We start from the raw sequence: 13,183 nt of genomic DNA, 5'->3' as shown, positions 1-13,183 counted from the left end.
TTAGCGTTATAAAATTTTATTATTACAGGATTATCCTTTATATGCAGTGATAACAAGACTCATATTTTGACCACCAAATCCAAATGAGTTTGACAAAACCGCATTGACACAGGACTTACGGCTATGATGAGGAACAACATCTAAGGGGATAGTAGGGTCAGGATTATCATAATTTATTGTTGGTGGAAGTATTCCCGATTGAATGGTTAAAAGCGAAAAAACCGCTTCTATTGCACCAGCAGCAGTTAATGTATGCCCAATCATTGATTTATTAGAAGAGACAGGAATATGCTCTAAAAGATCACCGAATACTGTTGATAATGCAAGATATTCCATTTTCTCATTTTCAGGTGTTGAAGTTCCGTGGGCATTAATATAGTCAATTTCATTGATGGTTATTTTTGCATCGTCTAAAGCTTTGCGAACGGATTCAATTGCTGGTGATGCATCGGGTTTTGAACGTGTACGGTGAAAGTCATCGGCGGTTTCTCCACAGCCAGCTAAAATTCCTAAAACTGTAGCATTACGGTTTAATGCGCTTTGAAGAGATTCAAGAATAAGAGCGCCTGAGCCTTCTGCCATAACAAAACCATCTCGATCACGGCTAAAGGGTTTTGCTGCTTTTTCTGGAGGCTCATTCTGAGTTGAAAGAGCAGATAGTAGCGAAAAACGAATAAGAGATTCTGCTGAAACCGATCCATCTGTCGCAATTATGAGAGCTCTATTTGTCTCTCTCCGTCTAATAGACTCAACACCTAATTGAATTGCTGTTGCACCAGATGCACAGGCAGTGGAAAGTGTAACAGGAAGTCCTTTTGTGCCAAATGTTTTTTGAAGTTTTTCTGCAATTGCACCAAATTGTGTGGATTCAAAAAGCGTCTCATGGAGTTTATCCTTACAGACTTTAAGAAGATGTGCATAAGAAGGCTCATTATTGAATTCTTTCTCTTGATCAAGACTAAAACGTGCTTTCCATTCAAGTTCAACAGGAGGAGCAGCTAGAAAGAGTGGTCCATTAAAATTTTTTTTATCAATAGCAGCTTGTTCTAAAGCTTCTTCAGCAGAAAGATATGCAAGCTTCTCAGAGAGAGCTGAAGCACCAAGTGTACTTTCTTTAAGAAAATCAATTGTTCCAGCAATATATGTATTTAATCCCTCAACGGGAAAACGTGTTATTTTGTGGATACCACTTACACCACTTGTTAATTTTTGCCAATTTTCATGTTTCCCTTGTCCCAGTGATGTGACAATGCCTGCACCAGTTATTGCTACAAGTGGACGCCCAAAATGATCATGATATTTCACTATAGAAATTCCCCTTCAAACAGCAGTAAGACGCACAATACCTTCAGCTCTTTTTATACCAATCGTTGTAACAAATATTTCACGTACTTCTTTAGAAAAAGGTTTTTCATGAGGACTTAACGCTGGAAAACCGCGTTTTTTTTCAATTGAAAGTGCTGCAAGAGCTAGAGCTAGAGGAAATTGTGCTTCCCGCATATAACCAAATAATGTTGTAATGCCACGGTAAGATAGATCAGCATTATCAAGAGCATTTTGTTCTGCTTTTGTTGCTTCGTGAGCTCCTGAGGCTGCTGAAATGGCTAAGGCAGATTTAGCGCCAGCAGTTTTCAACATTGTTGCAATTGACTCTCTAAGTGGAATTTTGGTTCTATCTGTTTGGTCTGTAATAATTTGGCTAATTTCAGCATAAGCACGTGCGTTGCGTTTTTTGGCATGTTCTCCACTTTCAATAACTAGGAAGATACCACCAGAACCGGCTATGATACCGCCGCCGGGGTGGATTTCACGATCCCACACTGGGCTCCATCCATTATGGGTTAAAAGACCACCAAGCTCATGCGCCAACAACATATCATAACTTTGTGCATTATAGGAACTTCCTACAAGAGCATGGGTGCTTTGACCTGATTTAATACGAGCTACAGCAATTTGAAGTGCAGAAAGACCACTGCCTTCTTCTCCCATAAATGTACGAGATGATCCAGTGACTTTATGAACAATTGAAATGTTTCCTGCCAAAAGGTTTGAAAGTTGTGCTAAAAATAATGTTGGACGAAGTTCAGTTGAAAGAGCAACATTTAACATAGAAGCATGATCGGCAACTGCGCGCGCTTTAGAAAGAATCTGTGTATCAACAGTAATATCACGTTCTCCCCCACTTGCCGCTACGATCATATCCATTGTTGAAGTGAGTTGTTCATTATTTTTCATGCCGGCATCATCAAGAGCAAGACCAGCTGCATAGGTACCAAGACGCTGCCATGTTCCCATTTGCCGTTGATCACTTTTTTTAGGAATTTGTAAACTCCAATCAACTTCGGGCAATTTATGAACCGTGTAAGGTGAAAAAGTTGTATAATCTAGGTTTGGTGTACGGATTGGATCATTTAAGAGTTTCCAATGTTGATCAGTTCCTTCCCCCAGAGAGCTTATGAGACCTATACCAGTGATGAATACAGATTGATCATGCATGGCGAAAAAACTACTCCGCCTGTTTTAAGGCAACGAGATCATCAATTTTTGCACAAAGGTTTTTAAGAACAAAGTATTCTTCTGTTGCAACGGTACCTTCGTTGACTTCTTGTGTCCATTGTTCTAGAGGGACTTTTATTCCGAAAGCTTTATCAATAGCGAAAACAATATCAAGAAAATCAAGACTGTCGATTCCTAAATCGTCAATTGTATGACTCTCAGGTGTAATTGTATTGCGATCAATTTCACTGATTTCTGCAATGATATCAGCAACTTTATCAAACGTGGAAGGCAATGTACGGATTCCTTATTATAGAGTTAGTAAATTCAAAATACATTTAATATTATTCTTCTAGCCTTTTTTCTCTTTAAAAAAAAGACTTAATCCAGAATATAGCTGTCTTTATCTATAGAGAAAAGAGGTTTACAGTACATGAAATACTATATCTCAATATTTAAAAAACTTTGAAATTTTATTACGCATTTATTTTACGAGACTATTTTTTCTATTGGCAGCAAGGACAGCAAGGGCTGTTATATTAACAACTCCCCGGGAAGTTACTGAAGGTGTTAAGATATGGGCGGGACGTGCTGCCCCGATTAGAATAGGACCAACATGGAGTGCATTTGTGAGGCTTTTAACAGTGTTGAGCGTGATATTGGCTGAATCAAGTGTTGGAAAGACAAGCAAATTAGCTTCACTTTTAAGACGAGAATTAGGAAAAACACGATCACGAAAAACTTTGGAAAGGGCAGCATCAGCATGCATTTCACCATCTGCTTCTAAATCAGGGTGTAATTTGGCAAGAATTTCTGTTGCACGTCGCATTTTACGCGCACTTTCTGTGTTTTTAGAACCAAAGTTTGAGTGTGATAATAAGGCTGCTTTTGGTGTTATTCCAAATGCTTCAACTTCTTGAGCTGCCAACACAGTCATTTCAGCGATTTCTTCTGCAGAAGGATTTTCATTGACGTAAGTATCTGTAAGGAAAAGAGTACGTTGTTGAGAGATAAGCAAACTCATAGCAGAAAAACGGTGAACATGAGGATCAAGACCGATAATTTGTTCAATCAATTCAAGTTGGCGTTCAAAGCGTCCTTCTAAGCCGCAAATCATTGCATCTGCTTCTTCACGCATAACGGCAAGGGCAGCAATAGCCGTTGTTGATGTTCTCACTACTGTTTTTGCCATTTCAGGCGTAACTCCACGCCTTCCTGTATAATGAAAAAATAAATTAACATAATCACGAAAACGTGGATCATCTTCAGGGTTTGTTAATTCAAAATCTATACCGGGACGAATTCTTAAACCAAAGCGTTTTAATCTTGCTTCTACGACATGTGGACGGCCGATAAGGAGGGGCGTTGCTGTTTGTTCTTCAATGACAACTTGTGCCGCACGAAGGACGCGTTCATCTTCACCATTGGCATAGATGACGCGTTTACGTTTTGCTGTTTTTGCTGCAGCAAAAACAGGTTTCATTGTTAAACCAGAAAGAAAGACAAATCGATTGAGGATATCATAGTAGGCCTCCATATCTTCAATGGGACGAATGGCGACACCAGTTGTCATTGCTGCTTTAGCAACAGCGGGAGCAATACGCAGTATTAAACGCGGATCAAAAGGAGAGGGGATTAGATAGTCTGGTCCAAAATTGGGTGGTTCTTTCGAGTATGCACGTGCTACAACATCTGAAGTTTCTTCACGTGCAAGGGCAGCAATCGCATGAACAGCGGCCATTTTCATTTCTTCATTAATTGCACTAGCACCTACGTCTAATGCACCACGGAAGATATAGGGAAAACAAAGGACATTATTAACTTGATTGGGATAATCAGAGCGTCCTGTGCAGATCATTGCATCTGGTCGTATAGAGCGTGCTTCTTCAGGCATAATTTCTGGTACTGGATTAGCCAGTGCTAAAATGAGTGGATTTTGAGCCATTCTTTTAAGATATTCAGGCTTTAAAACACCACCTGCAGATAGGCCTAGAAAAATATCCGCATCATCAATAATATCAGATAAAGTTCGTGCGTCCGTTTTTTGTGCGTAATTGATTTTCCAACGATCCATAAGGGTCTTGCGACCTTCATAAACAACTCCCTCTAAGTCACTAAGCCAAATATTTTCAACTTTTGCCCCAAGACGAACCAAAAGATTAAGGCAAGCGAGGGCAGCAGCACCTGCACCTGAGGTAACTATTTTTGCATTTTCAATTTTTTTTCCTGAAAGATTTAAGGCATTTAATACAGCCGCAGAAACAATAATGGCAGTTCCATGTTGGTCATCATGAAAAACTGGAATTTTCATTTTAGCACGAAGCTTTTCTTCGATGTCAAAACATTCAGGAGCCTTAATGTCTTCAAGATTAATACCACCAAATGTAGGTTCTAAAGTCGATACCGTTTGTACCATTTGTTCTATATCGGATGCATCAATTTCAATATCAAAGACATCAATATTCGCAAATTTTTTGAATAAAACGGCTTTACCTTCCATAACTGGCTTTGAAGCAAGAGGGCCAATATTTCCTAAACCAAGAACAGCAGTTCCATTGGATATAACAGCGACTAAATTAGAACGGGAGGTATATTGAGCAGCAAGATTAGGATCTTCATGAATTGCAAGACATGGTGCAGCAACACCTGGAGAATAAGCAAGAGCTAAATCACGTTGGTTATCAAGAGGTTTTGTTGCTTGTATTTCCAATTTTCCAGGTTTAGGGTACTGGTGATAAAAAAGTGCGGCACTGTCAAGTTCAGCTTTTTGTGAACTGAAATCACTATTTCGTTCTCTAGACATTTTTATGATATCCAAGTTAGCGTATGTGTATATGAGATGTTCCATCTACGATAAGGTTTTGTCCACTAATAAATCCTCATTTCTCTGAATATCAAAATGCATGAGTATGAGAAAATTCTTCTGGATCGTAAAACCAGTTTGATGATTCTTTTTGTTTGTGTGCATGAATAATTTCATTGATAGCAGCACGATTAGTTTTTTCTTTCCTTAATAAAACCCGTAAAAATTGATTAGTCTACAAACAAATAAAATATTACTAATAATTACATTACCAAGCCATTATTTTTTTTGCAATGCTTACAACTTAAGGAAAGAAAAGAAGAGTGTTTTCTATTAACTTCATCTTCTTTATTTAAATTTCTATAGGGAGGTAGAAGAAATTTTAAATAACAATTTGCAATTTATAAATTATTTTTGCAGCTATTTAAAAGGAAATTGGAACTTTAAAAATGGGAGTTGTTTTGTTTATTATTCAATTGAACTCTTAATAATGCAAACTTTATAATTTATAATGAATCATCTCGTATGTTGAATGAGAAATTTGAATACAATAAGATTCTTTTAGCTCAAACTCATCTAATATAATAAAAAATATTTACTTACATAATTCAAACGAGAGTAATATGTGGATAAAAAACATTAAAAAAAATAAATAGAAGTGTTTCTATGAGCTATTTTAATACAAAAGCATGAATTTTTTTCACAATTAATAAAAATTTGATAAGCCATTACTCTTCTTTAGGGTTATTGCTTAGGATATCAAAGAAAACCGCATGCCAATTATCCCAACCTTTGAAGTACAAAGCTACAGTTGAAAAAAAAGCATTCTATGATGAGCCATTAAAACAACTGGAGAGAGAAAGTGGAAAAAATATCTTTTTCCACTTTCTTATTTGTTATTGGATTCGACCACTTGCATGAGCAAGCATAGTATAAACTTTTCCGGTATCTGATATCAAGTACTTGCGAACTGAGTTGGAAGAGCCAGAACTGCGCGATATATCACGTAAGAGCTTTTCGAAATCTGTAACATATTGATTCACTGAACGTTTAAACCCAAAATCGCTCATATATTTTTTCTTAATCATTTCAAATATTTTTTGTCCATTTAAGGTATAAAGGCGTTCTGTTACGATGTTTTTTTGTCCACGTTGATAATGATCCCATAGCTCAACAATGGCATTGTGATTAATAGCTTGCACTATACCAGACGCTAATGAATTAAGAGAGCAGTTTGCAGGAGATGGTTTTGTTTGCACTGATGTTAAAACATCATCACTAGGGGGAGCATCATAAAATGTTTCTTCACGTGAAGCTCTTTCTAAGAGATTTGATACCCATTTATTTGGTCTTTTTTTGCTTTGATCTTGTTGCAAAATAGGCTTAGGTGGCACAATCTTTTTAACAGACTCAGTGGAACTGTCACTTTTTTGATTAAACATTGATGATGTAGGAAATGCTGATATTAGCTGTTTTTGTGCGCTCTTTTGATCATTTTGTATAACACTGACTAAATCTTGTAACGCTGTAATCTGTTCATTCAAAGCTGTGCGAATTGTTTGCGTTGTTTCTTTTGTTTTTTCTGGAAGTTTTTTTACATTTTCATTGATATCATTATTAATCTTTGAAAGCTCTAAACGAACTTCATCAGCGGAGCGACGTATATCTTCTGCTGCTTCTGAAAAACGCGTTGATGCTTCACTAACAAGCTTATTAAGTGATTGTTGGAATGAATTTGTGGAGTTACGCGCATTCTTATCAGAGCGTTCAAGTGCTAAGTTGAAGATTTTTTCATAATGCCCAATCATTTGATTAATTTCATGAGACTTTGAAACAAGAGCATCGCTTAATACAGAAAGCGTATTATGTTTTTCTTCAAGTGTTGCACTAAGTGAATTTTCAGACTGTTCAAGAACATGAATAGTTTGGGAAAGTGTCTTTGCATGTTCACCAAAACTGCTCGTTATATGATTAATTTGTTCAAAGGTACTCTTTGAAAGTCCTTGCAGAATTTCAACATTAGTATTGAGCGCTTGATTTGAGGCTGACAAACGCTCTGCTACTTGGTCCGTGTTGCGGAAAAAATTATTCGTACTCTCATTAAACTGCCCATCAATATTTTGAACAGCCGATAATAAAACATTACTATTTTCGTGAAAATTGTAAATTGATTGATTCAACTGTGTTAAGATGGATGAGACATTATTAACAAGCTCTTCCTTCATAATCGTTATTGTTTGAAGTGTTTCAGAGTTAGCTTTGGTTAAGCTATTCACTAAAGATTCATTATGTGCATAAATTCTTTGTTCAGCATCTTGTGTGGAAAGAGAGAGTTGTTCACCGATATGCTGTGTTAAAGAATCAATTGATTCTGTCGTATTTTGCGCTGCTTGATTTAAGTGATTTGTAAGCTCTGTTATTTTTCCAACATGTTGTGAAATTTGTGTTGTTGTTTGATTTCCAGCATCTTCCAGACGGCTCGTTACATCAGAGAGCTGATATCCTAAATTATTTTTAAGATTTTGCATAGAGTGATGAAGAACATCACAGCGTTCATTAAGAACTTGTTCTATTGCTGTTGTTGATGTGTGAATAGTTTCATTCAATAATGCTTGTGCATTATGGCTGGCTGTTGCGAAAGCTTCGACAGTATGCGCTGTTTGTTCAGACAGAACTGACAGAACTTTTTCACTGGTATCATAAACAGTTTTTTTGACATTTGATACAATGCGATTGCCTGATTCTGAGAGAATATTTTCTGCTTGTGCAGTAACATTTGTAACAGATGAAAGAATTTGTTCACTCGTAGAAGAAAGAATATCAGAAGCTTTTATAATCTTATTATGCAGGTTATCTGTCACTGTATTAACAGAGTCTTCTAAGGTTACACGCATATTGTCAACACTGCTTTCCAGCGCTTGTTGAATTATCTGACTTTGCTCATTACTAATCATGAGAGACGTTTTTAATGTGTCAGAACGTTCCTCAATAACAGATGTTTGCATATCAATGGCTTCACAGATTTGGCTAAATTTTTCAGATAATGTTTCCTCTAGCGTTGTTGTCCGTTCAAAAATTTTGTGTGCACGATCTTCTAGATCTGTATCGAATGATTCCATACGTGTTTCAAGGGTTTCAAAGAAAACACCACTCGATTGAGAGAGAGTATTCTTTAAAATTTCGGCATGGCTTTCAAGGTTTTTGATATGATCTTGAACCGTTTCAGTAATGTTTTTATTATTGGCGACAATTGCACTCTCAACTAAATCTATTTGTTGTTTCAATGCAACATCGACACGTATATCACTTTTTGCAATGAGATTATGGATTGTTTCCATGCGTTGTTCAAGTGTGCGTGCTTGATCGGCAAGAACTTCATTGAGAGAAAAACTATTAATCGCTAAAGAATCGCGCAGAGCATCGGCACGGATATCAATATTTCTCGCTTGTGCTTCTAAAGCATCTTGGGTTGTATTACAACTTTGTACAATGACATCTTGTAACTTTTCAGTGCATTGAATGATGTTTGTAATATGATTTTCAGCTTGTTTATCAACGACTTGAACATTATCAGCCAAAACTTTTTCAATATGAGAAGTATTTTGGGACAAAACATCAATTTGTTTTCTTAATGTATCCGCAATTTTATTTTTCTCGTTATCGAGCATGTCTGCCATAAGAGCTCGTTGATCAGAAAGTTGTACTTTAAAATCTTGTGAACGTTCTTGTATGATATCAACAATGGCATTGTCGACATATTGAATTTCTTCTCTCAGACTTTCCTTACTTTTATCAATTGCAGAAAGAATAGCTTCACGTCCATTTGTAAATGCATGGGTAATGTCTGCTGTTTTTTCTTGGAGGTTCTCATTTATTTTCAAGACATGAGCTTCCAAGAAGTTACCAAGTTTTTCAGCATTATCCTCTAAAGCCTGACTGCGTTCTATAAAGGAATCAATGATGGAATCACTATGTTCTTTAAGAGAAAGATCAACAGTTGCTAAACGTTGTTCAAAGGCTCCAATTGCTTGCGAGGTTACGTTATCAAATTTAGAAGAGAGTTTATGTGCTTGGTCGTCGAGCTTTAAGATCTTCTCATCAAAATTCTGTAGAGATTGATTATTACGATCAATAAGAGCTTTATCCAAGGCTTTAAACTTTTCATCGACAGCGTGCAAAGTTTGATCTGTTACTGCTTGTATATGTGTTGCAATTTTAGCAACATGTACTTCCGCTTTTTCAGCTGTTTCATTAAAGGTTTTTTCTATTTGTTTTTCATTATGATCAAATCGTTTTGCAAAACCATCAAAGTTTTTTCCTAATTCATGAAAAAATTCCGTGTTTTTCTGCTGAATTTGTGTTGTTGTTTTGTTAAATTTTTCAACAAGTTGATTTGTTACGCCATCACCGGCATAGGAAAGTTTTTCAACAAGGTCTTCACCTTGTTTTTGTAAAGTTTGAGAAAGGGTTTGTGCAAGCTTTTCAACATTGGTCACAATGTTAGAGGTAACCAAACCAAATTCATCACTCAGTTGTTCTTGGGTTCCTTTAATTGTTGATTGTACGCGATCTGCGTGATTCAAAATGGCTATGCGTTCATTACTCAATTCTTTGATTAATGTGTGAATGCGTGATTCATTCTCAGCATAGGCTTGTTCTAGATTGTGAACTTCACCTTGTATGATTGCTTCAAGTTCAACAGCACGTCCGAGGGTACGTTCAATACCTTCGTTCATTGCCGCTACTTCTTCACGAATGGTTTGCCCTATAGCAATAGCTTGTTTTTCAGATAGATGTTGTGGTTCACTAAGGCGCTGTGCAGCATTGGTCATAAGAAGCGCAATATTATGCAAGTCGTTTGAACGTTTTGTTAATTGAGCAACGCCCCAAGATATAAGGATAGGAATTGCTGTTCCGGCTGCTACAGCAAGTCCTGTTGGGGATGTAACAAAAGTGCTGATATTGGATAAGGAGCTGAGTCCGGTAGGTGCGAGTTTATGCGCAATAAAAGCTCCTCCCGTTGCCCATAAAGCACTAAGCGCTGTTGTATACCAGTAGACTCGAGAGGAAGAACGTTGCTTGAATGGTCCAAAATTTACAGGGGTTGTTATATCATCATTTGCAGGAAGAAGTTTTGTAGGCAATAATGTATTATGAACAGTTCCACCTGAAATATCAGGTGAAGGTTTTGGAGCAAAAAGCTGTTCAACAACGGATTTATCAACAACAGCTTCATCATGAATATTAGAAACAAAAGTTGACGTACCGTTTTCAGCAAAAAATTCTTCTTCTGCCATTGCAATTTTTTGAATCAGATCATCGACATTAACAACATTTTCAGAATTATTGGATGATATCGTTTCAAATCCTGTGTCATCGAAATCAAAGTTCATAGCTTTTGTGAGGGCTTCTTCAACTTCAACTTCAAATGTTTGCAATTTTGTTCTGCGTGCCATACTCGCCTCGTACTCTTACAGCCGGAAAAGGGATACGTCCTCTTCCACATAATTTCTACATACTAGCTGTTAATTATTTAGAAAGGAATATGCTTAGGGAAAAATTTTAAAAACTTATCAAGATAAAGTTAACGCGGTTTCTTGTACCCTGTTTAAAAATGTTATAAAATATAGTAAAAACAATTTATTATTTAAATCTAACTAAAACAAAAATACTGTTTACAACTTGTGTTTATAGAAAGCTTTATAAGCCGGCAGTCTTTGAAATAAGGACAATTTAATAGCGGTTATATATACAGTAAGGTGCGAATGTCTCTCTTTAATATCGATAATCGTTAATAAATGTTGTTGTCCGCTTACTTTTATTGATTCTAAACGAAGCAGATTCATCATCACATATAGTCTGTAATAGCTTAGGATGTATAAAAGTATGCCTTTGAATTGTAAGCTCATAAAAAAGTAAACGTGGAAAAATTTTTAATTTAATATAGCTTTTCGTAAGTTGTACTTTATTATTGTCTTAAAGAGCTGTTTTTTCTCTAATTTCAGTTGTTTGTTGCTGAATTTTTAAGCTTCTACGTTGACAATTGGATATTTTTCAGTCGATATGCATGCACGAATATTTTATGCAATCTAGATAAAGGTGTAAGAATAATGGCAGAGCGATCACAACACCTGCAAGATGTGTTTTTAAATACGGTGCGTAAGCAAAAAATTTCCCTTACAATTTTTCTTGTCAATGGCGTTAAACTCACGGGTATTGTAACTTCATTTGATAATTTTTGTGTTCTTTTGCGCCGAGATGGACACGCGCAATTGGTTTATAAGCATGCTATTTCTACGATTATGCCTGGACAGCCTGTACAGATGTTTGAGAGTGAAAGTCCTGAGTAAACATATCATTTTAAGATAGACCTCTTATCCCATTTAAAAGTACTTAGATTGCTATGATAAATGAAAATGAGAGATTAGGAGGGGTATTTTCGCAGAATACAGAACAGGTGCGCGCACTTGTTCTGATACCGATTTTTCAAGAAAATAGAAGTGAAAGCTCTTTGAGAGAGTGTTCTATATCTTCTCGTGTTAAAGAATCATTGGGGTTAGCGCGTGCTATAAGGTTAGAAGTTGTTAATTATGAAACGATTAATATTGCAACGCCTCGCTCTGCGACTCTCTTTGGAAAAGGTAAAGTAGATGCGTTAACCTGTTATATAGATGAATATTCTATTGAGCTTGCGATTGTAGATCACTTTTTAACGCCAGTACAGCAGCGTAATTTAGAAAAATTATGGAATTGCAAAGTTATCGATAGAACGGCTTTGATTCTTGAAATTTTTGGGGATCGTGCACGAACAAAAGAAGGAGTTTTGCAAGTAGAGTTAGCGCGTTTGTCCTATCAAAAAGGGAGGCTTGTACGGAGTTGGACGCACTTGGAAAGGCAACGGGGGGGGCGTGGCTTCCTAGGTGGACCTGGTGAGACGCAAATTGAAGCAGATAGGCGTCTTTTACAAGAGAAAATTATTCGTATTCGCCGCGAATTAGAAACGGTTATTAAAACACGTGCACTTCATAGAGCAAAAAGGAAAAAAACATCTTATCCTGTTGTGGCACTGGTAGGATATACGAATACAGGAAAGTCAACTCTTTTTAACCGTTTAAGCGGTGCAGATGTTTTAGCAAAGAATATGTTATTTGCAACGCTTGATCCGACTTTGCGCAAAGTTGTTCTTCCCCATGGAAAAACTGTTCTTTTGTCTGATACTGTAGGGTTTATTTCTAATTTGCCAACGAATTTGATTGCAGCTTTTAGAGCAACCCTTGAAGAAGTGGTTGAAGCAGATCTCATTCTTCATGTAAGAGATATGTCAGATCTTGATCATCGAGCACATGCCCAAGATGTTTTAGAAGTGCTTTCAAGTCTTGATATCGATATTGATGATATGGAGCATATCATAGAAGTTTGGAATAAGATTGATATGTTAGATGAGCAAGCATTGAATGTTTTACAAACAAGTGCAAAGACGCGATTAAATCCTGCTCTCATGGTATCAGCACTTAAGGGGGATGGACTCGATCAATTATTAAAAGCCATTGAAAAGCGAATTTTTGGAGAGGTGCAAAGCATTGAATATCTTTTACAACCTCATGAAATGTCGCTTATTGATTGGTTTTATGAAAACTCTGCGGAAATAGTGCAAGAAGGGCATGATGATGGGTCTATTACCATTAGAGCGGTTGTTACTTCTGAAGCAAAAAAACAACTAGAGAGCCTCAAAAAAAATATGAATTAAGTTCTTTAAAGCTATTGTTGAACATTTGTGCTTAAATTTTATATTTTTATTATCCCAAAATAATATGACAGCAAGTTAAGAGGATAGTTACTACTTTCTCTTAATAAAACAATATGAAGAAGTATTTTGCTGGTTAA

Annotated in this window: 7 protein-coding genes; 2 read left to right on the top strand and 5 right to left on the bottom strand. The window is 36.5% G+C overall.

Features of this window, described 5'->3' with window-relative positions:
- Nucleotides 1-30: 30 nt before the first annotated feature.
- From ACFILT_RS09475 to ACFILT_RS09455, 5 genes are all read right to left on the bottom strand, one after another.
- The gene (locus tag ACFILT_RS09475) at nt 31-1,305 is read right to left on the bottom strand and encodes a beta-ketoacyl-ACP synthase (protein ID WP_375679315.1); all 1,275 of its coding nucleotides are present in this window, start codon (nt 1,303-1,305) and stop codon (nt 31-33) included.
- Nucleotides 1,306-1,320: 15 nt separating this feature from the next.
- Complete coding sequence (locus ACFILT_RS09470) at nt 1,321-2,496, bottom strand: beta-ketoacyl-ACP synthase (protein ID WP_375679313.1); 1,176 nt, start codon at nt 2,494-2,496, stop codon at nt 1,321-1,323.
- A gap of 10 nt (nt 2,497-2,506) precedes the next feature.
- Nucleotides 2,507-2,791 carry an acyl carrier protein gene (locus ACFILT_RS09465; RefSeq protein WP_005773457.1) on the bottom strand — a complete coding sequence of 95 codons (285 nt, stop codon included), beginning with the start codon at nt 2,789-2,791 and terminating at the stop codon, nt 2,507-2,509.
- A 189-nt stretch (nt 2,792-2,980) separates the two neighbouring features.
- Entirely contained in the window at nt 2,981-5,299 is a 2,319-nt protein-coding gene (locus tag ACFILT_RS09460; protein ID WP_375679984.1) for an NADP-dependent malic enzyme, read from the bottom strand.
- An 896-nt stretch (nt 5,300-6,195) separates the two neighbouring features.
- Nucleotides 6,196-10,755, bottom strand: coding sequence for a hypothetical protein (locus ACFILT_RS09455; protein WP_375679311.1), 4,560 nt, complete (start codon nt 10,753-10,755; stop codon nt 6,196-6,198).
- A gap of 654 nt (nt 10,756-11,409) precedes the next feature.
- On the opposite strand from ACFILT_RS09455, the gene hfq reads away from it, so the two are divergent.
- A complete protein-coding gene (gene hfq, locus ACFILT_RS09450) occupies nt 11,410-11,649 on the top strand; it encodes an RNA chaperone Hfq (RefSeq protein ID WP_375677158.1) in 240 nt (79 codons plus the stop codon).
- A 53-nt stretch (nt 11,650-11,702) separates the two neighbouring features.
- Complete coding sequence (gene hflX, locus ACFILT_RS09445) at nt 11,703-13,046, top strand: GTPase HflX (RefSeq protein ID WP_375679982.1); 1,344 nt, start codon at nt 11,703-11,705, stop codon at nt 13,044-13,046.
- The last annotated feature ends 137 nt before the right edge of the window (nt 13,047-13,183 follow it).

This window comes from Bartonella sp. AP7XZML (assembly GCF_042195745.1).
Classification (GTDB): Bacteria; Pseudomonadota; Alphaproteobacteria; order Rhizobiales; family Rhizobiaceae; genus Bartonella.
The sequence above is the reverse complement of the archived record's forward strand: the minus strand, read 5'-3'. Positions and strand labels throughout refer to the sequence as shown.

Coding starts and splice junctions, on each gene's coding strand:
- hfq (WP_375677158.1), top strand. CDS start 11,410: ATGGCAGAGCGATCACAACACCTGCAAGATGTGTTTTTAAATACGGTG.
- ACFILT_RS09455 (WP_375679311.1), bottom strand. CDS start 10,755: ATGGCACGCAGAACAAAATTGCAAACATTTGAAGTTGAAGTTGAAGAA.
- ACFILT_RS09470 (WP_375679313.1), bottom strand. CDS start 2,496: ATGCATGATCAATCTGTATTCATCACTGGTATAGGTCTCATAAGCTCT.
- ACFILT_RS09460 (WP_375679984.1), bottom strand. CDS start 5,299: ATGTCTAGAGAACGAAATAGTGATTTCAGTTCACAAAAAGCTGAACTT.
- hflX (WP_375679982.1), top strand. CDS start 11,703: ATGATAAATGAAAATGAGAGATTAGGAGGGGTATTTTCGCAGAATACA.